The 19,418-nt window shown below is 71.3% G+C and carries 20 protein-coding genes; 9 read left to right on the top strand and 11 right to left on the bottom strand.

What is annotated here, in order from left to right:
* The first annotated feature begins 28 nt into the window (after positions 1-28).
* On the top strand, positions 29-985 hold the full coding sequence (locus tag RLT58_RS13660) for a YihY/virulence factor BrkB family protein (RefSeq protein ID WP_311310676.1): 957 nt from the start codon (positions 29-31) through the stop codon (positions 983-985).
* On the opposite strand, the gene RLT58_RS13655 is transcribed toward RLT58_RS13660, so the two are convergent.
* Complete coding sequence (locus RLT58_RS13655) at positions 933-2,198, bottom strand: D-alanyl-D-alanine carboxypeptidase family protein (RefSeq protein ID WP_399131470.1); 1,266 nt, start codon at positions 2,196-2,198, stop codon at positions 933-935. The genes RLT58_RS13660 and RLT58_RS13655 overlap by 53 nt on opposite strands.
* 121 nt (positions 2,199-2,319) lie before the next feature.
* Here RLT58_RS13655 and RLT58_RS13650 point away from each other — a divergent pair, with 121 nt between their 5' ends.
* From RLT58_RS13650 to RLT58_RS13640, 3 genes are all read left to right on the top strand, one after another.
* Entirely contained in the window at positions 2,320-2,565 is a 246-nt protein-coding gene (locus RLT58_RS13650) for an SCO4848 family membrane protein (protein WP_311310674.1), read from the top strand.
* Positions 2,566-2,630: 65 nt separating this feature from the next.
* Positions 2,631-3,929, top strand: a complete 1,299-nt coding sequence (locus tag RLT58_RS13645) for a metallophosphoesterase (RefSeq protein WP_311310673.1) — start codon at positions 2,631-2,633, stop codon at positions 3,927-3,929.
* 231 nt (positions 3,930-4,160) lie between these two features.
* Positions 4,161-5,714, top strand: a complete 1,554-nt coding sequence (locus RLT58_RS13640; protein WP_311314509.1) for an ABC transporter substrate-binding protein — start codon at positions 4,161-4,163, stop codon at positions 5,712-5,714.
* Positions 5,715-5,741: 27 nt separating this feature from the next.
* Here RLT58_RS13640 and RLT58_RS13635 read toward each other — a convergent pair whose 3' ends face one another.
* From RLT58_RS13635 to RLT58_RS13620, 4 genes are all read right to left on the bottom strand, one after another.
* Complete coding sequence (locus RLT58_RS13635; protein WP_311310672.1) at positions 5,742-6,455, bottom strand: TetR/AcrR family transcriptional regulator; 714 nt, start codon at positions 6,453-6,455, stop codon at positions 5,742-5,744.
* A 23-nt stretch (positions 6,456-6,478) separates the two neighbouring features.
* The gene (locus tag RLT58_RS13630) at positions 6,479-6,916 is read right to left on the bottom strand and encodes a thiol-disulfide oxidoreductase DCC family protein (RefSeq protein WP_311310671.1); all 438 of its coding nucleotides are present in this window, start codon (positions 6,914-6,916) and stop codon (positions 6,479-6,481) included.
* Between the two features lie 9 nt (positions 6,917-6,925).
* A complete protein-coding gene (locus tag RLT58_RS13625; protein WP_311310670.1) occupies positions 6,926-7,360 on the bottom strand; it encodes a hypothetical protein in 435 nt (144 codons plus the stop codon).
* A gap of 67 nt (positions 7,361-7,427) precedes the next feature.
* Complete coding sequence (locus tag RLT58_RS13620) at positions 7,428-8,702, bottom strand: MFS transporter (RefSeq protein WP_311310669.1); 1,275 nt, start codon at positions 8,700-8,702, stop codon at positions 7,428-7,430.
* Between the two features lie 90 nt (positions 8,703-8,792).
* Between RLT58_RS13620 and RLT58_RS13615 the strand changes: the two genes are divergently transcribed.
* The gene (locus RLT58_RS13615; protein ID WP_311310668.1) at positions 8,793-9,302 is read left to right on the top strand and encodes a MarR family winged helix-turn-helix transcriptional regulator; all 510 of its coding nucleotides are present in this window, start codon (positions 8,793-8,795) and stop codon (positions 9,300-9,302) included.
* A gap of 15 nt (positions 9,303-9,317) precedes the next feature.
* Here RLT58_RS13615 and RLT58_RS13610 read toward each other — a convergent pair whose 3' ends face one another.
* The 6 genes from RLT58_RS13610 to RLT58_RS13585 form a co-directional block, all read right to left on the bottom strand.
* A complete protein-coding gene (locus tag RLT58_RS13610) occupies positions 9,318-10,157 on the bottom strand; it encodes a hypothetical protein (RefSeq protein ID WP_311310667.1) in 840 nt (279 codons plus the stop codon).
* A gap of 100 nt (positions 10,158-10,257) precedes the next feature.
* Positions 10,258-11,034: a succinate dehydrogenase iron-sulfur subunit gene (locus tag RLT58_RS13605; protein WP_311310666.1), complete on the bottom strand. Its 777-nt coding sequence runs from the start codon at positions 11,032-11,034 to the stop codon at positions 10,258-10,260.
* Positions 11,034-12,788, bottom strand: coding sequence for a succinate dehydrogenase flavoprotein subunit (gene sdhA / locus RLT58_RS13600; RefSeq protein WP_311310665.1), 1,755 nt, complete (start codon positions 12,786-12,788; stop codon positions 11,034-11,036). Before sdhA ends, RLT58_RS13605 begins: the two co-directional genes overlap by 1 nt.
* A gap of 30 nt (positions 12,789-12,818) precedes the next feature.
* Positions 12,819-13,292 (bottom strand): succinate dehydrogenase hydrophobic membrane anchor subunit, encoded by a 474-nt coding sequence (locus RLT58_RS13595; protein ID WP_018101094.1) that lies wholly within the window; start codon positions 13,290-13,292, stop codon positions 12,819-12,821.
* A 5-nt stretch (positions 13,293-13,297) separates the two neighbouring features.
* Complete coding sequence (gene sdhC, locus RLT58_RS13590) at positions 13,298-13,678, bottom strand: succinate dehydrogenase, cytochrome b556 subunit (RefSeq protein ID WP_026249405.1); 381 nt, start codon at positions 13,676-13,678, stop codon at positions 13,298-13,300.
* A 242-nt stretch (positions 13,679-13,920) separates the two neighbouring features.
* Positions 13,921-14,430: a 2-oxo-4-hydroxy-4-carboxy-5-ureidoimidazoline decarboxylase gene (locus RLT58_RS13585; RefSeq protein ID WP_311310664.1), complete on the bottom strand. Its 510-nt coding sequence runs from the start codon at positions 14,428-14,430 to the stop codon at positions 13,921-13,923.
* Positions 14,431-14,785: 355 nt separating this feature from the next.
* On the opposite strand from RLT58_RS13585, the gene RLT58_RS13580 reads away from it, so the two are divergent.
* From RLT58_RS13580 to RLT58_RS13565, 4 genes are all read left to right on the top strand, one after another.
* Positions 14,786-16,390 (top strand): beta-N-acetylhexosaminidase, encoded by a 1,605-nt coding sequence (locus RLT58_RS13580; protein ID WP_311310663.1) that lies wholly within the window; start codon positions 14,786-14,788, stop codon positions 16,388-16,390.
* A gap of 187 nt (positions 16,391-16,577) precedes the next feature.
* Entirely contained in the window at positions 16,578-17,147 is a 570-nt protein-coding gene (locus tag RLT58_RS13575) for a hypothetical protein (RefSeq protein WP_311310662.1), read from the top strand.
* A 288-nt stretch (positions 17,148-17,435) separates the two neighbouring features.
* A complete protein-coding gene (locus RLT58_RS13570) occupies positions 17,436-18,245 on the top strand; it encodes an RNA polymerase sigma factor (protein WP_311314508.1) in 810 nt (269 codons plus the stop codon).
* The gene (locus tag RLT58_RS13565; RefSeq protein ID WP_311310661.1) at positions 18,245-19,378 is read left to right on the top strand and encodes a hypothetical protein; all 1,134 of its coding nucleotides are present in this window, start codon (positions 18,245-18,247) and stop codon (positions 19,376-19,378) included. The genes RLT58_RS13570 and RLT58_RS13565 overlap by 1 nt, the downstream gene beginning before the upstream one ends.
* The last annotated feature ends 40 nt before the right edge of the window (positions 19,379-19,418 follow it).

Below are 19,418 nucleotides of genomic sequence, written 5' to 3'. Positions count from 1 at the left end.
TCGGGGCCCGGGAGGGTAGTCGTACGTCATGGACTGGCTGAAAAAACTCCCCGTGATCGGGCCGCTCGTCTCCCGGCTGATGGAGACGCACGCCTACCGCAGTTACGAGACCCTGGTGCGGGTGCACTGGGCCCGGCTCGCCGCGGCGATCACGTTCATCAGTTTCCTGGCGCTCTTCCCGCTGATCGCGGTCGGCGCGGCGATCGGAGCGGCGCTGCTCTCCGACAAGCAGCTGGACAAGATCGAGGACAAGATCGCCGAGCAGGTCCCCGGCATCTCCGACCAGCTCGGCATCGACAACCTGGTGGCCCACGCCGGGACGGTCGGGCTGGTCGCCGGTGCGCTGCTGCTCTTCACCGGGGTCGGCTGGGTCGGCTCGATGCGGGACTGTCTGCGGGCCGTCTGGGAGAAGGACGACCTGGACGAGGGCAATCCGGTGCTGCGCAAACTCAAGGACGCCGGGGTGCTGTTCGGCCTGGGCGGGGCGGCCCTGGTGACGCTGGCGATCTCTTCGGTCGGCTCGGTGGCCGTCGGCTGGGTCGCGGATCTGCTCAACATCCCGGAGGACGGCGCCGGCGGGGTGCTGCTGCGGATCGCCGCCCTGCTGGTCGCGGTGGTCGCCGACTTCCTGCTGCTGCTCTATCTGCTGACCCTGCTGCCCGGCGTCGAACCGCCGCGCCGCCGGCTGATGGTCGCCGCGCTGGTCGGCGCGGTCGGGTTCGAACTCCTGAAGCTGCTGCTCGGCAGCTATATGCGGGGCGTCGCGTCGAAGAGCATGTACGGCGCCTTCGGTGTGCCGATCGCCCTGCTCCTGTGGATCAACTTCACCGCGAAACTGCTGCTGTTCTGCGCCGCCTGGACGGCGACGCCGAGCAAGGAGGACGCACCGGCGGCGGACGCGGACGAGGCCGCCGCGCCCGCCGGCCGGGAGGTCACGGACGGGGGCGGCGACGCACCAGGTCCGGCAGCGGCCAGCGCCGGTTGACCAGGAACACCGCTCCGGCCAGCAGCACCAGCACGCCGCCGGTGATGCCCAGCGCGATCCCGACGCCGCCGGATCCGTCGGCGGCCGCCGCCTTCGTGGTGGCGCGGTCCGGGCCGTGCCCGCCCTTGCTGCCTGTCTGCTTGTCGGACTCGGCGCCCTTGCCCGTACCGTCCCCGGTCACGGCGGACTTCGGCGGGACGAGTTCGCCCACGGGGGTGACCTTGCCGCTCGCGGCGAAGCCCCAGTCGAGCAGGCTCGCCGCCTCCTTGTAGACCGCGTGCGTCTCGTCCGACGACGGGTTCATGACGGTGACGAGGAGCACCTTGCCGTTGCGCTCGGCGACACCGGTGAAGGTGTTGCCGGCGTGCGTCGTGTAGCCGTTCTTGACGCCCGCGATGCCCTTGTACGCACCGACCCCGTCCGCCCCCGTGAGCAGCCGGTTGGTGTTCTGGATGCCGAACTCCTCGCGCTTCTTGCCCTTCTCCTTCTTGCCCGGGAACTCCGCCGTGGCGGTCGAGCAGTACTCCCGGAAGTCCGCCTTCTGCAGGCCGCTGCGGGCGAAGAGCGTGAGGTCGTAGGCGCTGGAGACCTGCTCCGGTGCGTCGTAGCCGTCCGGCGAGACCACATGGGTGTCCAGGGCCTGGAGCTCCACCGCGTGCGCCTGCATGGCCTGCACGGTCTTGGGGACACCGCCGTACATCGAGGCCAGGACGTGCACCGCGTCGTTCCCCGACCGCAGGAAGACCCCGAGCCACAGGTCGTGGACCGTGTAGCTGAGGTCCTCCTTGATGCCGACCAGGCTGCTGCCCTCGCCGAGATCGGCCAGGTCCTCGTCCTTGACGGTGTACTCACGCGTCTTCGGCTGGAGCGCCGGGTCCGGCAGCAGGGTGTCCGCGAAGAGCATCTTCAGCGTGGAGGCCGGGGGCAGCCGCCAGTGCGGGTTGTGCGAGGCGAGCACCTCGCCGGTCTCCGCGTCCGAGACCATCCAGGACCGGCCCGTCAGATCCTTCGGCAGGACCGGCGCGCCGGGGCCGAGATTGACCTGGGTGCCGGCCCGCCCGAGCTGCTCGCCCCCGACCTGGGACATGCCGGAGGGGGGCTTGGGCGCCTTGGCGGCCGCGTCCCGGCCGGTGGCCGAAGCCGGGGTCACGACAAAAGCGGACAGCAGAGCGGCAGAGGTGACCGCGAGTGCGGCCTTCTTGAGAGCTGGCACGGTCGAAAACGTACATGCAGTTGATCTGATTATGTGTACCGGCGCTATGACCCGCCGTATGCGCCGCCGGGACGGACCACCCCGGGCGAGCCTGCCGGAGCGCGGCGGAGATACTGATTCCATGAAGCTCAGCCGCCCCGTCTCCTGGTTCCTGCTCGCTTTCGGGGTGTGGAGCTGGTTCATCTGGATCACTTTCGTCAAGAACCTGTGGAAGGACGGCAGTGGTCTCGCCTTCGACGACGCGGGTGACCCGACTGCGTACTTCTGGGTGCATCTGCTGCTCGCCATCACGTCCTTTCTCCTGGGGACGGCCGTGGGCATCATCGGGTTCCGCGGCGTCAGGGCCCTGCGCCGGCAGGACGCTTAGCGCGCCGGTTTCCGGCCGCGGCCGAATTCAGGACAGACAGGGACGAACGAGGCGGGGGAGTGCGCGTGGCGGTCGTGGGGTTCGCTCTGGTGGCGGTCCTGGTGCTGGGCCTGCTCGTCGCGGTGCACCGCTATGTGTGGCGCCGCTTCGTCGGTGACACGACGGCGGCGGGCAGCCCCTGGCGCAGGGCCGGCACGGTCGCGGCGTACGTGCTGCCGCTGCTGAGCGTCGGCGCCCTGGTCTCCGGCCGCGCGGGCGCGCCGTTCTGGCTCCAGCGCGTGCTGGCCTGGCCGGGCTTCCTCTGGCTCGCCGCGCTCCTCTATCTGACCCTCGCCCTGCTGGCCGGGGAGGCGGTGCGGCCGCTGCTGCGCCGGCTGCTCGCCCGCCGCGCCCCGGCCGCCGAGCCCGCGGCCGTCCCCGCCGCCGTCCTCACCGGCCCGCCCGCAGCCTCCGGCCCGGCGGTGCCGGACGCGCCGGACGGCCCGGCCGGCACTTCGCCGGACGCGCCCGACCGTACGGACGCCGCCGCACCCGACGCCCCGTCACGCCGGCTGTTCGTGGCGCGGGCCGTCGGGGGCGCCGCCGCCGTCGCCGGTCTGGGCACCGTGGGCTACGGCACGTACGGGGTGCTGCGCGGACCCCGCGTCAAGCGGGTCACCGTGCCGCTCGCCCGGCTGCCCCGCTCCGCGCACGGCTTCCGGATCGCGGTCGTCAGCGATATCCATCTGGGCCCGGTCCTGGGCCGGGCCCACACCCAGCGGATCGTCGACACGGTCAACCGGACCCAGCCCGATCTGATTGCGGTGGTCGGGGATCTGGTCGACGGATCGGTCGCCGATCTCGGTCCGGCGGCCGAACCGCTCGCCCGGCTCCGCTCCCGGCACGGCGCGTTCTTTGTCACCGGCAATCACGAGTACTACTCGGGCGCGGCCCAATGGGTTGATCACGTAAGGGAATTGGGGCTGCATCCGCTGGAGAACGCGCGGGTGGAGATCGACGGCTTCGATTTGGCCGGGGTCAATGACATCGGGGGCGAGAGCGAAGGGCACGGTCCCGATTTCGGCCGGGCCCTCGGCGACCGGGACCGCACCCGCGCCGCCGTCCTCATGGCCCATCAGCCCGTGGTCATCGACGAGGCGGTCGCGCACGGCGTGGACCTGCAGCTCTCCGGTCACACCCACGGCGGCCAGCTGTGGCCGGGCAACTACATCGCGGAGCTCTCCAACCCCACGGTCGCCGGGCTCGAACGCTACGGCGACACCCAGTTGTACGTGACACGCGGTGCGGGTGCGTGGGGTCCGCCGGTACGCGTCGGCGCCCCTTCCGACATCACCGTCGTGGAGCTTGCGTCCCGTCAGGCGTAAATCACCGGCGAACGGCGGCGAGCCCCCCGCAAATTGCCGATCGGGTGACCGGCCGTGAACCCTCTGTATTCGACGTAACGGCCCAAGGTTTCAAGTAACGAACAAAAGGCTATGAGCCTCTGATTTCCTCTTCCAGATGTGAAAATCGTGTGATTGGCTGAGCGCGAACGTGCGGTGGTCTGCGTATCTGAGCGCGACGCCGAGGTGGGGCTGGTAAGGGAGAGCACGGCAATGCGGTCGATCCGACTACGGATTCTCGCGATTCTCGCGGTTTTGGTCATCGCAGGCGTCGGCGCCTGGCAGCTGCTTCCCTCGGACGAGGGGAAGACCGATCCGGTCGTCGTCGGCACGACCGACGAAGTGACCTCGCTCGACCCCGCCGGGGCGTACGACGCCGGTTCCTGGGCGATGTACAGCAACGTCTACCAGTCCCTGATGACGTTCAAGTCCGGGGCGATCGTCCCCGAGCCGGACGCGGCCGAGAGCTGCGGCTTCATCGGCGGCAAGCTGCAGACGTACCAGTGCAAGCTCCGGGACGACCTGACGTTCTCCGACGGCAGGAAGATCACCGCCGAGGACGTCAAGTACTCCTTCGACCGGATGCTGGACATCAAGACGGATGTCGGTCCCTCCGTCCTGTTCCCCAGCCTGAAGAACGTGGTGACCGACGGACGGGTCGTCACCTTCAACCTGTCGGCGCGTGACGCGACCTTCCCGCAGAAGATCGCGACCGGTGCGGGCTCGATCGTCGAGCGGTCCTCCTACTCGGAGCACAAGCTGCGCGCCGACGACAAGGTCAGCGGCTCGGGGCCGTACGTGCTCAAGTCGTACGAGCCGGGCGTCAGCGCCGAACTGGTGCCGAACACCAAGTACAAGGGCGCGCTGACGAAGACCGGCGGTCCGGTCACGGTGAAGTACTACAAGGAGTCCGACGACCTGCTGGCCGCCTGGAAGTCCGGCCAGGTCGACGTCACGCACCGTCAGCTCCCGCCGTCCACGCTCGCCGACCTGAACCCCGGTGACTCCGACCAGCGCGTCACGGAGGCGGACAGCGCCGAGATCCGCAACCTGGTCTTCAACGTCCGCGACGGATCCCCGCTCTCCAACCGCAAGGTCCGGCAGGCCATCGCCGCGATCATCGACCGGGGGCCGCTGGTCTCCGACGTCTACAAGGGCACGGTCGACCCGCTCTACTCGCTGATCCCGCAGGGCTACATCGGGCACAGCACCCCGTTCTTCGACGCGTACCCCTCGCCGAACCCGAAGCGCGCCAAGCAGCTCATGCAGGAGGCCGGCGTCCAACTGCCGCTGCACATCACCTTCGCCTACCGCGCCGACGCCGCGTACACGAAGGAGACCGCCGAGATCCGCCGGCAGCTGGAGGCGGACGGGCTGTTCAAGGTCACCGTGAAGGCCGTGGAGTGGCAGGCGTTCCAGAAGGGGTACGCGGCCGGCAAGTACGACGCGTACACCGTCGGATGGCTCCCCGACTACCCGGACCCCGACACCTTCAGCCAGCCGCTCGTCGGCCGGGACAGCAGCCTCCACAACGGCTACACCAGCAAGAAGATGGACCAGCTGATCAGCTCCACGCTCCAGTACAGCGACCGGAGCCGTACCTCGGCGGACTTCAAGGCGCTCCAGAAGCTGGTCGGCGAGGACGTGCCCCTGGTGCCGCTGTGGCAGAAGAAGGACTACGTGGTCGCCAAGTCCGACGTCGCCGGATCGCAGTACCTCTCCGACGGCACCGGCATCTGGCGCCTGTGGGAGCTGGGCTGGATCTGATCCGCCCGCACGCTCCGGCTGCCCGCGCTACTCGGCCGCGCGGGCGGCCGCGCCCGGCAGGAACTCCTCCAGCACTTCGTGGACCTGGCGCACGAGCGGCCGCAGCACCCGGAAGCGGGAGAGGGCGATGGCCCGGGCCGCGATCGGGGCGGTGCGCTCGACCAGGCGCCGGCTGCGCTCGGCGTGGTCCGTCCGGTCGTACACCCAGAACAGCACCAGGCCCATCTGCATCAGCCACATCAGCTGCGGCAGCAGCTCGGCGAGTTCGGGGTCGGACTTGGTGGAGGAGCCGGCGAGGCAGCGCTCATGGATGGAGATCGCCGCCTCGCGGGCCGCGACCGAGTCCGGTGAGAAGGGGCTGAGCGGGCTCTCCGGGTCGGCGGCGTTCTTGAAGAACTGGGCGGCGAAGCGGTGGTACTGCTCCGCCACGTCCAGCCAGCCGATGAGGACCCCGCGGATGCGCACCGCAAGGTCCCTGTCGCCGTCCAGAACCGGCTGGACCGCCGCCCTGTGCTCGGCGGCGATCCGGTCGTAGAAGCCCTGGACCAGGTGTTCCTTGGACGAGAAGTAGTAGTAGGCGTTGCCGACGGAGACGCCGGCCTCCTGGGCGATGGCCCGCATCGTCGTCTTGTCGTAGCCGCGTTCCTGGAAGAGCCGGAGCGCGGTTTCGAGGATGAGCGTGCGGGTCTGCTCGCTCTTGGGAGCCTTGACTTCCTTCACGTCCTTCTCTTCCTTCACCACGGTCCCGAGGGTATCGGGGTTGCCTACGTGCCGGGCTCCGGGCCCGGCACCGCGCACGCGCCGCCCCCGTCCGCCCGGCAGGGCGCGGCCGTCAGCGAGCGGTACTTCGCGGCGGCGAGCACGGTCGCCCGGGCGAACGGGCGGCCGGCCGGGGTGGTCAGCCAGTGGGCCCGGGGCCGGTGCTCGGCCAGGGCCCAGAGGCAGACGATCCACGCGGAGGTGCCCCGGTAGATCTGCCCCCGGTCACCGATCACCGTGATCTCCTCCAGCGTTCCGGAGTGGTCGAGCCCGGGGAAGCGGTGGTGCGCCTGAGCGGAGCCGGCCGGGACGAGGTCGAGCGGGACCAGCTGGCGCTGTCCGCCCAGCCACTGGCGCACATGCGTGCACAGCGAGCACTGCGCGTCGTAGAGCACGGTGAGCCGTGCGACGGGCGGCTGGTCCCCACCCGGACGGGGTGCCATGGCCGGCCCTCATGCCTTGGGCGGGACGGGCGCGGCCCACGGCCCCGCACCGGGAGCCGTCCAGCCCTGCGGCGGCACCGGCGGGGTCTGCTCACGCTCCATCAGGCCCCGGCGGCGGATCTTGTTGAGCACGAAGACGTTGCACAGGTGCAGGACCCCGAGGACGAGCAGGACGACGCCGACCTTCACCGAGAGCGCGTCGAACAGCCCCCGGGCGTCGGCCACCCCGTCGGAGTTCTTCAGATAGAGCGTCACAAACCCCAGGTTGACCAGGTAGAAGCCGACCACCAGCAGGTGGTTGACGGCATCGGCGAGCTTCTCGTTCCCGTGCAGTACATCGGCGAGGAACACCTTGCCGTTGCGGCTCAGTGTGCGGGCGACCCAGACGGTGAGCGCCACGCTGATGAGCAGGTAGATGACGTACGCGACAACAGTGAGGTCCATGCCCCACCCTCCCTTGAACGCGTTCAAATGCTGTTGTCATGGACTGTAGACCTGACTTTGAACATGTTCAAGTCGTGCTCTCCGCAGTGGGTTTCACCGTGGCCGCCGCCGCCCCGAAGTGCCGTACGCCCGGCACCAGCGCGGTGGCCAGACAGGCGGCGCCGACCAGCACCCCGGCGGCCCCCAGCGGGACCTCGGCGCCCCAGGCGGAGGCGGCGAGCGGGGCGAGCGCGTAACCGAGCGGCGTCGCGCCCAGCGAGAGCAGCCAGTCGTACGAGGTGACGCGGGCGAGCGCGTGGGCGGGGACGGCGGACTGGACGGCGGTCTCCCAGACCGGGTTGAGATAGCCGAGGCCGGCCATGGCGATCCCGTACGCCGTGACACAGACGGCCACCGGGGCGTGGACGGCCAGCAGGCAGAGCGGGAGCAGGTAGAGGGCGCCGCCCAGGTTGGCGGTCAGGACCGGGCGGCGCGTGCGGACCCGGCCGGCCACCAGTGAGCCGAGCAGCAGGCCGACGGCGCCCGTCTGCAGGAAGACGACCCAGACGCCCTTGCCGCCCAGGTCGCTGAGGAAGAGCGCCGGGCCCACCGTCATCAGGACGGCCGCCGCCCCGTTCCAGACGGCGTGGGCGATCAGGCTGGTCCAGTACCAGTCGCGGCTGCGGACCTCGCCCCACCCCTCCTTGAGGTCGGCGAGCAGGGGGCGCCGGGGGATGGGGACGTGCCGGACGTCGATCACGGCCAGCAGGGTGGCGCTCACCGCGAAGCTGGCGCCGTCGAGGACGAACGCCCAGCCGGGTCCGGCGGTGAGGACCAGGGCCCCGGCGACGGCGGGGCCGCCGATCCGGGCCGTGCTGCTGACCACGGCCATCAGGGCGTTGGCGCGCAGCAGCCCCGACGCGTCCACGGTGCCGCGGATCAGCGGCGAGACGGTCGGCATCGAGAAGGCACCGGCGGCGCCGCCGATCGCCTCGGCCACGGCGATCTGCCACAGCGCCGGGGTGCCGGAGAGCAGTTCGGCGCCGACGAACAGCTGGGTGACGCACCGTACGAGATCGGTGGTCAGCGCGACCGTGCGGGCGTTGAAGCGGTCGCCGGCCACCCCGCCCAGCGGCAGCAGGAGCAGCTTCGGCACCATCGCGCAGGCGAGCACCAGGGCGAGGGCGCCGGTCGAGCCGGTGGCCAGATAGACGGCGAGGGTGAGGGCGGCGGGGATCGCGGCGTCGCCGAGCAGCGAGAGCGAGCGGCCGGCGAACAGCAGGCGGAACGAGCGGGTCCGCAACGGGTGCGGTGTGGGCCGGGGTTCGGACTCGGGCGTGTGGTGGGACACGGGCAGAGGCATGGGACGGGAATCTATTTCGCTTCCGAACTATTCGTCAACGAAATATCGGACACCGAAGCATGGGAGCCGGTCCGGCGTAGGCTGTGACCCATGCAGCAACGGGACTGGACCGACGGCCATGTGGAGCGGTGGAAGCCGGTGCTTCCCGACCTCGATCCCGACATCGAGGGCGCGGTGACACGGATGAAGAAGATCTCCGTCCATCTGCGCCGGGTGCGCGAACAGTCCCTGGTCGACTTCGACCTGGACCGCCAGGAGTTCGACACCCTGCACAAGCTGGCCGGCCGGGGCGGCAAGGCGGCCCCCTCCGAGCTGGCCGCCGACCTCGACCTCGCGCCCGCCTCCGTCACCGGCAGGCTGGACGCCCTGGAGCGCCGGGGGTTCGTCCGCCGCAGGCCGTCCACCACGGACCGGCGGCGCGTGGACGTGGAGCTGACCGACGAGGGGCGCTCGACCTGGATCGGCGCGATGGAGGTCCTCGGCCACGAGGAGGAACGGCTGCTGCGCACCCTGGACGAGGAGGAGCGCACCCAGCTCAACGACATGCTGCGGCGCGTCATGGTCGTCGCGGAGGACCGGGGCGGCGCGGCCTGGGACTGACCCGGGCCGCCCGGCTCACCCCTCCTCGGCGTCCCGCGGCCCCTGGGCATCCTGCGGAGCGTCCCGCGGCTCCTGCGTACGGCCTTCCGTCGCCTGCCGGGTCAGTTCGGCCCGCAGCTCCTTTGGGGACAGGGCCAGCAGCTCGGCCACCGCCTCGTTCCACCCCTCGGCCGCCCGCTCCACCCCCGAGCGGAAGCCCCGCCGCAGCATCCCGCCCGCCGGCAGCAGGGCGACCGCCGCGACCGGCCGCAGCAGCCACCGCCCGCGCAGGGTGACCGCCGCCTCCACCAGCCACCGCCCGTCACCGTCCCGCCGGGGCCGCAGATACAGCCGCGCCTCGCCCAGCAGATGCCGCACCCGCACCGTCGCCGGGGCGCGCGCCACCGGCGGGGCCCCGGGCGGGAGTCCGGCGGCGGCCCACCACGCGGCCAGGTCGAGCCGGGCCTTCCCCGAGCCCCGCCGCATCCGCCCCGAGCCCTCCGCGCCCCGGAACCGCCCCTCGGCCTCCAGCAGGCGCGGCCGGTCCGGACTGGCCAGCCGCACCGCGAGCCGGGCGCTCATCTCCGGCGCGCTCATCAGCTGCTCCACGGCGATCGCGGTGGAGCGCCGCCACTCCCGCAGGCGCAGGGTCACCCGGTCCGTGGCGCCCGGCTCCATCAGCTCGTACCGGGCCCCGGGCCGCAGATGGCGGCCTCCGGCGAGCCGGATGTCCGCGACCGTCTGCCCGTCGCCCGTCAGGATCACCTCACCGTGCGCCCGGGAGGACTCGGCGAGGTCGCAGAGCGCCGCGACGGCCTCCCGGACCCGCTCCTGATCCAGGGCGAGGACGCTGACGGAATGCCGGAGAACGGCCATGCGGCCGACCGTACCTCCGGGACCCCGGCCTACGGCAAGGGGCCCCGCCCTCCGCAGTGTTCCTGCGGGGGACGGGGCCCCTGGAGTCCGGCCGGGAAGGTCAGAAGCGACGCGTGATCAGCGCGCGCTTGACCTCCTGGATCGCCTTGGTGACCTCGATGCCACGCGGGCAGGCGTCCGTGCAGTTGAAGGTGGTGCGGCAACGCCACACCCCGTCACGGTCGTTGAGGATCTCCAGGCGCTGCTCGCCGCCCTCGTCGCGCGAGTCGAAGATGAAGCGGTGCGCGTTGACGATCGCCGCCGGGCCGAAGTACTGGCCGTCGTTCCAGAACACCGGGCACGAGGACGTGCACGCGGCGCACAGGATGCACTTGGTGGTGTCGTCGAAGCGCTCGCGGTCCTCGGGGGACTGCAGACGCTCGCGGGTCGGCTCGTTCCCCTTGGTGATGAGGAAGGGCATGACGTCACGGTAGGCCTGGAAGAACGGGTCCATGTCGACCACGAGGTCCTTGAGGACCGTGAGGCCCTTGATGGCCTCGATCGTGATCGGCTTCTCCGGGCTCAGGTCCTTGATCAGCGTCTTGCAGGCGAGCCTGTTCTTGCCGTTGATCCGCATGGCGTCCGAACCGCAGATGCCGTGCGCGCAGGAGCGGCGGAACGTCAGCGTGCCGTCGGTCTCCCACTTGATCTTGTGAAGGGCGTCGAGCACACGCTCCTTCGGGTCGATCTCGATCTGGAAGTCCTGCCACTGGGCCTCGTCGGAGACCTCCGGGTTGAACCGCCGGATCCGGAAGGTCGCCGTGATGTACGGCGAGTCGGCGAAACCGGCCTCGGGCTCGGGAGCCTTGTCGGCCTTGTCCAGGGTGGGGGTAGCCATCAGTACTTACGCTCCATCGGCTGGTAGCGGGTCTGGACGACCGGCTTGTAGTCCAGCCGGATCGACTCGGTGCCGTCGTCGGCGACCTCGCGGTACGCCATGGTGTGGCGCATGAAGTTGACGTCGTCGCGGTTCGGGTAGTCCTCGCGGTAGTGACCGCCGCGGGACTCCTTGCGGGCCAGCGCCGACGTCGCCATGACCTCGGCCAGGTCGAGCAGGTTGCCCAGCTCGATGGCCTCCAGCAGGTCCGTGTTGAACCGCTTGCCCTTGTCCTGGACGGAGACGTTGAGGTAGCGCTCGCGCAGCTCCGCGATCTTCTCGACCGCGGTCTTGATCGTCTGCTCGGTGCGGAACACCATCACGTTGGCGTCCATGCACTCCTGCAGCTCCAGACGGATCGCCGAGACGCGCTCGGTGCCCGTGGAGTTGCGCAGCCGCTCGACCTGGTCGACGACCTGCTGGGCCGGGTTCTCGGGAAGCTCGACGAAGTCGTGCTTCGCGGAGTACTCGGCGGCGGCGATGCCCGCGCGGCGTCCGAAGACGTTGATGTCGAGCAGCGAGTTGGTGCCGAGGCGGTTGGCGCCGTGCACCGACACGCAGGCGACCTCGCCGGCGGCGTACAGGCCCGGGACGACGGTGGTGTTGTCGGCCAGCACCTCGCCCTCGACGTTGGTCGGGATGCCGCCCATGGCGTAGTGCGCGGTCGGCTGGATCGGGATCGGGTCCGTGTAGGGCTCGATGCCGAGGTACGTACGCGCGAACTCGGTGATGTCCGGGAGCTTGGCGTCCAGCTGCTCCGGCGGCAGGTGCGTCAGGTCGAGGTAGACGTGGTCGCCGGCCGGACCGCAGCCGCGGCCCTCGCGGATCTCCGTGTAGATGGAGCGCGAGACGACGTCGCGCGAGGCGAGGTCCTTCATGACGGGCGCGTACTTCTCCATGAAGCGCTCGCCGTCCTTGTTGCGGAGGATGCCGCCCTCACCGCGGGCGCCCTCCGTCAGCAGGATGCCCATGCGCCAGATGCCCGTCGGGTGGAACTGGAAGAACTCCATGTCCTCCAGCGGCAGACCCCGGCGGTAGCAGGCGGCCTGGCCGTCACCGGTCAGGGTGTGCGCGTTCGACGTCACCTTGAAGAACTTGCCGGTGCCGCCCGAGGCGTAGATGACCGACTTCGCCCGGAAGACGTGGATCTCGCCGGTGGCCAGCTCGTAGGCGACGACGCCGGCGGACTTCTTGACGCCGTCCTCCTCGACGACCAGCTGGTCCAGGACGTAGAACTCGTTGAAGAATTCCACGCCCTCCTTGACGCAGTTCTGGTAGAGCGTCTGGAGGATCATGTGGCCGGTGCGGTCGCCCGAGTAGCAGGCGCGACGGACCGGGGCCTCACCGTGGTTGCGGGAGTGCCCGCCGAAGCGGCGCTGGTCGATCCTGCCCTCGGGCGTACGGCCGAACGGCAGGCCCATCTTCTCCAGGTCGAGGACGGCGTCGATGGCCTCCTTCGCCAGGATCTCGGCGGCGTCCTGGTCGACCAGGTAGTCGCCGCCCTTGATCGTGTCGAAGGTGTGCCACTCCCAGTTGTCCTCCTCCACGTTGGCCAGCGCGGCGGCCATGCCGCCCTGCGCGGCGCCCGTGTGGGAGCGGGTGGGGTAGAGCTTGGTCAGCACGGCGGTGCGGCTGCGCTTGGTCGACTCGATGGCCGCGCGCATGCCGGCGCCGCCGGCGCCGACGATGACGGTGTCGTACGTGTGGATCTGCATGGTTTACCTCTGGTCCTTCGGGCCCGGCGCCTAGCGGATGTTCGGGTCGAAGGTGAAGATCACCAGCGTGCCCAGCAGGACGGTGAACACCGTGGCGGTGTACAGCAGCATCTTCAGCCAGAAGCGGGTGTTGTCCCGTTCGGCGTAGTCGTTGATGACCGTACGCAGACCGTTGGCGCCGTGCAGCATGGCGAGCCACAGCATCGCCAGGTCCCAGACCTGCCAGAACGGCGAGGCCCAGCGGCCGGCCACGAAGGCGAAGCCGATCTTGGAGACACCGCCGTCCAGCACCAGCTGGATCAGCAGGTGGCCCAGGACCAGGACGACCAGCACGATGCCCGACAGGCGCATGAAGAGCCAGGCGTACATCTCGAAGTTGGTGCGCGAACCCTTGGGGGTCTTGCCGGTCCGCTTGCGCGGCGGCTCGATCACGGGCGCCGGATTGTCGACGTCGTACAGGGAGACGCCTTCGACGGCGCCGATCGCGGAAGTTTCGGTGGACATGGGCCTCAGCTCCCGAAGACTTCGCGTACGGCGTGACCGAGGACGGGGTACAGGGCCCCGACCATCAGCACGATCCAGATACCCAGCACGGCCCAGAGCATCTGCTTCTGAACGCGCGGGCCCTTGGCCCAGAAGTCCACGGCGACGATGCGCAGACCGTTCAGCGCGTGGAAGAGAATGGCGGCCACCAGGCCGTATTCGAGGAGCGCGACGATCGGCGTCTTGTACGTGGACACGACGTCGTCGTAGGCCTCGGGGGAGACGCGGACGAGGGCGGTGTCCAGGACATGTACGAACAGGAAGAAGAAAATGAGGACACCGGTGACTCGATGAGCCACCCAGGACCACATGCCTTCCCGGCCGCGGTACAGCGTTCCAGCCGGCACGGAAGAACCCTCCGGGAGCGGGGATTGGGGTCGGCCGGCTTGACTGTCGGTCTGACCCGGCCGGGTACGGTCCACCGGCCCCGGCCATCGTAGCGACGCTTTGTCGGTTCGATCGCGCGGGGGCCTCTGGTGTGATCAAAGTGGCAACGAATCAGGCACGGACGGGCTATGGACAGCCTCCGACACACCTGTTCACCCGCCTGTGACGGGGAATCCGGGCCCCGGGGGCCGCCGCCAACCCGTTACTGACTCGATACCAGCTCGATGATGCGGCCCCGGGCGAGTCGCCGCATCTCGTCCGCCGTGACCACCCGCTCCTGGTCGGGGTCGTGCGCCAGCCGGGTCCGGATGCCGGCCAGCACCTGGTCGGGGTGCTCGGCGGGGTGGAAGCCGTCCAGGCAGATGACGAAGACATGCCCGAACCTCGACTCGTACGCGGCGTGCGCGGCGGCCAGCGCGAGGTGCGCGGAGCGCGGTGCGCCCGGGTGCAGCCCCGGGGCGGCCTCGGCGGCGAGCGCCTCGGTGCGGTCGGTGGGGGAGAGGTCGTACCCCGCCTCCTCGGCGGCGGCCAGCAGCGCGTCCACGTCCGGGTAGGGGCGGTGGCCGGCCAGCCGGTGGGCCCAGCGGTGGCTGCCGAAGCACTCCAGCAGGGCGGCCTCGGCATCGGCGGCGGGCGCGGTGTTGAAACGGTGCAGGTCCCAGCCGTGCGGTGCGGCCCGGTCGGGTGCGGGGCCGCAGTTCTGCACGGGCACGGCGGTCCGCCGGGGGGACGGGTGCGGTTGCTCCGGGAGGCCGGCGTGGGACTCGCTGGACCTGGACAGCGTGGGCTCCTCGAATCAACGGCATCTGTGAACCTGGAGTAGGGAGGGACCGAAGAGACCAGGCGGATGCAGGGTGAAGGGAGAGACGAATGTGCCTCAAAGGTAGCGAGGCCGGGCAACGGCCGTCCGACGGATGCGCGAATTTCACCCGGACGGGAGAGTTTCAGGATGCCTGATGGGCGAATCTGTGAGGAGAATGCCCGGCTATCTCCCCACATCAGCCCTGTTTCCCCTCGCTTCTGCTCTGTTTCCCGGTTTCCCCACTGAATCTGGAGGTTTCTGACCGATGTCCCCCTCACGCGGTGCCCTGGTGGCCGGTGCGGTCGTCGCGGCGACCGTCACCCTCGCCGCCTGTGACAGCTCCGGCACCGCACACCGGAACGGCGCCGAGACATCCCGCTCCTCGACGGCGTCGTCCCCCTCCGCTTCCCCCACACCCTCCCCGACCAGGAGCTACCCGCTCTCCAAGGCACCTCGCACCATCCCCGCCGTACGGGAGCACACCGCCGCCCGCGGCCCCGGCTGGCGGCCGGGCAAGGACAGCGCGGTGGTGATCGCCGACGGCAGCAAGGGCCTCGCCGACGAGGGCCGGCTGCTCGCCGGTGAGCTGAAGATCGGCTACCGGGGCGAGACCCCCGCCCGCGCGGGCGACGTGGAGCTGGCCCTCACCCCGAAGGCCGGCGGCGGGGCGGAGTCGTACACCCTGCGCACCCACGACGGCCGCGTCACCATCAGCGGGCCCGGCCAGGCCGGGGTCTTCTACGGGACCCGCACCCTCAAGCAGTCCGTGCGCGCCGACGGCACCATGCCCGAGGGCGAGGTGCGCGACCGGCCGGGCAAGCCGCAGCGCGGGCTCAACCTCGACATCGCGCGCAAGCACTACAGCGCGGGCTGGATCGAGGACCGGCTGCGCGAGATGGCCGACCTCAAGCTCAACCAGCTCGGGCTGCACTTCTCCGACGACCAGGCCTTCCGTATCGAGTCCGACACCCACCCCGAGGTGGTCTCGCCGGACCATCTGACCAAGGCGCAGGTGCGCCGGATCGTCGCCCTGGCCGGGCGGCTGCACATCGAGGTCGTCCCGGAGATCGACTCCCCGGGCCACCTCGGCGCCGTGCTGCGCGCCCACCCGGACCTCCAGCTGCGCAACGTCTCGGGCGTGCCCTCGACCGGGTCGCTCGACATCTCCAAGCCGGGCGCGGCGAAGATCGTCGACGAGCTCCTCGGCGAGTACACGAAGCTGTTCGGCGGCGCGTACTGGCACCTGGGCGCCGACGAGTACCTCGCGCTGATGGCGCGCGACCCGGCCGCCTCCTATCCGCAGCTCCAGCGCGCCGCCGTACAGAAGTACGGGGCGGGGGCCGGGATCAAGGACCTCACCACCGGCTGGCTCAACGACCGCGCGGCGGTGGTCCGCCCGCACGGCATGAAGCCCAAGGCGTGGAACGACGGCTTCTTCCGCGGCGGCGTCGTCAAGGCCGACAAGGACATCGAGGTCGAGTACTGGACGGGCAAGGAATTCGGCGCCCGGCCGCCGCAGGAGTACCTGAGCGAGGGCCGCCGGGTGATGAACCTCAACGACGAGTTCCTCTATTACGTACTCGGCCAGCCCAACACCTTCGTCTATCCCACGGGCAAGCGCATCTACGAGCAGTGGACCCCGCTGGTCCTGCGCGGCACCACCCCGGTGCCGGCGCGCTACTCCGACCAGATCCTCGGCGGCCGGTTCGCGGTCTGGGGCGACCTGCCGAACGCCCAGACCGCCGCACAGGTGGCGCAGGGCATCCGGATGCCGCTGCGGGCGACGGCCCAGAAGCTGTGGGTCCCGGGCAAGCCGAAGCTGAGCTGGAACGGGTTCACGGCACTGGCGAAGGAGATCGACGCGGGCTGAACGGCCTTGGGTGTGGACAGCGCGGCGGGCGGGGACTACGTTCCGCCTGCCGCGCGAATCCGGCGGGTGGTCCAGGCGATTTCGGCCGTCGCAGTGACGATTTTCGGCCATTCGCCGCTGAATGCGATAACAGGAAGCGCTGCGTCCCCATGCGTCCCGGCACGGGGAGGGCCGACGGGAGACGCCGATGAGCCTGCTGGAACTGATCGCCGCCGCCGATGAGCGTGGGCTCGCCGCGAGCGCGGCCGCCTGCCTCGACCGGTGCCTGCCGCAGCCGGGGCCGGGGGCAGAACCCGATCCGCTGCGCCCGCTCTGGTCCGGCAGCGCCGACCGGCAGGACTGGCCGGACCGGCTGGCCGAGGCACGCATCGCCCTGGACGCCGTACCGGACCCGGGCGAAACGGTCCTGCGCATCCGCAAGCTGCTCGGCGAGGCCCCCGAGGACCGGGCGGGCGAGGAGCTGCGCGCCTGGTCCGACGCCTGCTCACTGCTGGCCCTCGACATCCACCTCGGCCACGACGCGGCCCGCCCGGACGCCGGGGAACTGGTGGCCCGCTGCCGCGCCGGCGACCCGACGGGGGCCGGCCCCCTGCTGTCCGGGGAGACCGCCCGCCAGGCCCGGATCTTGGAGATGCTCGCGGAGATCGGCGACGAGGCCCCCAGAGGAGCCGGCCTGCGCCAGGTCCTCGACATCTCGACGGAGGGCCAGAAGGTGCTGCGGGCGGCGGTGTCACGACGGGCCCGGGTGCGGCGCTGAGGCGGGGCGGGGCCGGACGGCGCTCCGCGGGAAGTGACGAGGACGACCGGGGCCGCCACCCCCCACAGGAGAGGCCCCGGTCGTCTTCCGCGGGGCCGCAGGACGACCCCGTACTCATCTCAGCGCCGTGGGTGCGTTTTCTGTCACACCGGAGTCGGGCCGCAGAATGTTGCGGGTTGTACAAGTCATGGACGCGATGCCCGCGAAGGACGTAGCGTGCTGAGTCGCGCAGGGTGGCGCGGCAGTGGTGACCAGCTGCGATTCAGGACAGCAGGGCAGGTTGAGGGAGTGCTGGGGGACGACGCGGGGCTTACTGCCGCGGTGCTCGCGGCGCAGGACGGGGACGAGGACGCCTTCCGTACTGTGTACCGCGCTGTGCAGCCGCGGCTGCTGGGCTACATACGAACGCTGGTGGGCGAGCCGGACGCCGAGGACGTGGCGTCCGAGTCCTGGCTGCAGATAGCCCGGGACCTCGACCGCTTCAGCGGTGACGCCGACCGCTTCCGGGGCTGGGCGGCGCGGATAGCCCGCAACCGGGCCCTGGACCATCTGCGGATGCGCGGCAGGCGCCCCGCCATCGGCGGCGACGAGTCGGAGCTGTCCGAGAAGCCGGCCGAGTCCGACACGGCCGACGAGGCCATCGAGTCCCTGGCCACCGGCCGCACCATGTCCCTCATCGCCCAGCTGCCGCAGGACCAGGCGGAGGCCGTCGTGCTGCGCGTGGTGGTCGGGCTCGACGCGAAGAGCGCGGCGCAGACGCTGGGCAAGCGGCCGGGGGCCGTCCGCACCGCCGCCCACCGGGGACTGAAGCGCCTCGCCGAACTGCTGCGGGCGGACAGCCAGGACGGCTCCGAGAGCCAGGACCGTGCGGACGGTCCGGCGGAAGGCGGCGCTCCGCACGGCGGCGGGGCGGCCGGTGCGGTGGGTGCGCCCCGGGGCCCGGTCGACGGTACGGCCCCGGCCCGGCCCGCACCGGACAACGCGGCAGGCCGGACGGCGGAACTCGGTGCCGTGCCCGCGCAACGCCCCGCCCGCACCGGCCTGGTGGCGCCCGCCGGTGTGACGCATTCGCGTCTGTGGACGCAGAAGGACATGTGATGGCCGACGAGCAGTACGAATGGCTTGACAAGGACGCGGCGGAGAAATTGCTCCGCCGCGAACCGGTCGATCCTGCCGACGGCCGGACCCGGCAGGAAGCCGAGCGCCTCGCGGCGGCCCTGGACGAAGCGGCCCGCTCGGCCCTGCCCGCCACCCGCGAACTGCCCGGTGAGGCCGCCGCCCTGGCCGCCTTCCGCGCCGTCCCCCGCCCCGCTTCCCGTACCGCCGCCGCCCGCTCCGTCGTGGCCGCGGACGATTCGGCCGAGGCCGAGGTGCTCGCACCCGTACACATAGGCAGGGCCGCCTCCGGCGCCGGGCCCGCGGGTTCCCGCGGCGCCCGGCCGATCCGCTGGAGCCGGCCGTTGCGCTTCGGCCTGGTCGCCTCGCTCGCGTGCTGCGCGATCGGCGGGGTGGCCGTGGCCGCCGGGAGCGGGATGCTGCCCGGCCCCTTCGGGCGGCACACCCCCGCACCGGCCACCTCGGTCTCCGCCGCCGCGTCCCCCCAGGAGCTGGGCTCCGGGCTCACCACCGACGACGAGACCTCCGCCCCGCCGCCCGGCGCCCCGGACCCGGGCACCCCGTCACCGAACGCCCCCGACCCCGGCGCCACCACCGGGGCCGAGACCGAACGCCCCGGTCCCACCGGTCCCACCGGCCAGTCCGGCCGCACCGACGGCGAACGGGGGAGCACCGGCGAGGACCGCTCCGGCGGTGCGACGACCGGTCCCGCCGACGGCACGGGCGACAAGGGCGGCGAGGACCGCTCGGGCGACGGCGGTGACAACGGCTCGGGCGCCTGGTACGCCAAGACGCTGAAGGCCTGCCGCGACTACCGCGACGGCAAGCTCGACGACGACCGCAGGCGCCGGCTGGAGGCGCTCGCCAAGGGCGCCCGCAACCTGGACCGGTTCTGCGACCGGATACTCGGCACGGACGACGACCGGGGCGGCGACGAGCAGGGCGGCGAGGGGAACAGCGGGCCGGGCGGCGGCGACGCCTCGGGCTCCCTCCCGGCCGCCCGGTTCACCGTGTCCCCGCAGCCCTCGGTCGCCGGCCTCGTCCCGGGCCCCGGTGCGGGGGACTCCACACCCTCGCTCGCCCCGGAACCGGCCGTCTCCGGCGCGGCCCGCTGAGGGTCCGCACCACCCGCCCGCCACCAGGTGTGACGTTTTT

Source organism: Streptomyces sp. ITFR-16 (genome assembly GCF_031844705.1).
GTDB lineage: Bacteria > Actinomycetota > Actinomycetes > Streptomycetales > Streptomycetaceae > Streptomyces.
The sequence above is the reverse complement of the archived record's forward strand: the minus strand, read 5'-3'. Positions and strand labels throughout refer to the sequence as shown.

Coding starts and splice junctions, on each gene's coding strand:
- RLT58_RS13660 (WP_311310676.1), top strand. CDS start 29: ATGGACTGGCTGAAAAAACTCCCCGTGATCGGGCCGCTCGTCTCCCGG.
- RLT58_RS13650 (WP_311310674.1), top strand. CDS start 2,320: ATGAAGCTCAGCCGCCCCGTCTCCTGGTTCCTGCTCGCTTTCGGGGTG.
- RLT58_RS13640 (WP_311314509.1), top strand. CDS start 4,161: ATGCGGTCGATCCGACTACGGATTCTCGCGATTCTCGCGGTTTTGGTC.
- RLT58_RS13630 (WP_311310671.1), bottom strand. CDS start 6,916: ATGGCACCCCGTCCGGGTGGGGACCAGCCGCCCGTCGCACGGCTCACC.
- RLT58_RS13625 (WP_311310670.1), bottom strand. CDS start 7,360: ATGGACCTCACTGTTGTCGCGTACGTCATCTACCTGCTCATCAGCGTG.
- RLT58_RS13620 (WP_311310669.1), bottom strand. CDS start 8,702: ATGCCTCTGCCCGTGTCCCACCACACGCCCGAGTCCGAACCCCGGCCC.
- RLT58_RS13615 (WP_311310668.1), top strand. CDS start 8,793: ATGCAGCAACGGGACTGGACCGACGGCCATGTGGAGCGGTGGAAGCCG.
- RLT58_RS13610 (WP_311310667.1), bottom strand. CDS start 10,157: ATGGCCGTTCTCCGGCATTCCGTCAGCGTCCTCGCCCTGGATCAGGAG.
- RLT58_RS13605 (WP_311310666.1), bottom strand. CDS start 11,034: ATGGCTACCCCCACCCTGGACAAGGCCGACAAGGCTCCCGAGCCCGAG.
- sdhA (WP_311310665.1), bottom strand. CDS start 12,788: ATGCAGATCCACACGTACGACACCGTCATCGTCGGCGCCGGCGGCGCC.
- RLT58_RS13595 (WP_018101094.1), bottom strand. CDS start 13,292: ATGTCCACCGAAACTTCCGCGATCGGCGCCGTCGAAGGCGTCTCCCTG.
- RLT58_RS13580 (WP_311310663.1), top strand. CDS start 14,786: ATGTCCCCCTCACGCGGTGCCCTGGTGGCCGGTGCGGTCGTCGCGGCG.
- RLT58_RS13575 (WP_311310662.1), top strand. CDS start 16,578: ATGAGCCTGCTGGAACTGATCGCCGCCGCCGATGAGCGTGGGCTCGCC.
- RLT58_RS13565 (WP_311310661.1), top strand. CDS start 18,245: ATGGCCGACGAGCAGTACGAATGGCTTGACAAGGACGCGGCGGAGAAA.